The organism is Pseudomonas sp. BJa3, assembly GCF_026343815.1.
Classification (GTDB): Bacteria; Pseudomonadota; Gammaproteobacteria; order Pseudomonadales; family Pseudomonadaceae; genus Aquipseudomonas; species Aquipseudomonas soli.
In genome coordinates, this window is sequence record NZ_JAOXMC010000511.1 from 1 (window position 1) to 240 (window position 240).

Consider the following 240-nt stretch of genomic DNA (forward strand, 5'->3'; position numbering starts at 1 on the left):
CGGATCGAAACGGGCTTCGAACAGCTCCACCAGCAAGCGGGCGAGCAACGGGTAGCGGTTGAGCGTTTCTTCGACGTAGCTCTGCGAGAACGGCACGCCGGTCTGCAGCAAGTACTTGCAGTAACCGCGCAGCAGCGCGACCTGGCGCCACGCCAGGCCGGCGCCCAGGACCAGCTTGTTGAAGCCGTCGTTCTCCGCATCGCCGCGCCAGATGCAGGCGAACGCCTCCTCGAAGGCCGG

Annotated in this window: 1 protein-coding gene; it reads right to left on the minus strand. The window is 66.2% G+C overall.

What is annotated here, in order from left to right; all coding sequences use genetic code 11:
• On the minus strand, positions 1–240 hold a 240-nt coding region (locus OH705_RS28605; RefSeq protein ID WP_267303618.1), incomplete at both ends, for an NAD-glutamate dehydrogenase domain-containing protein.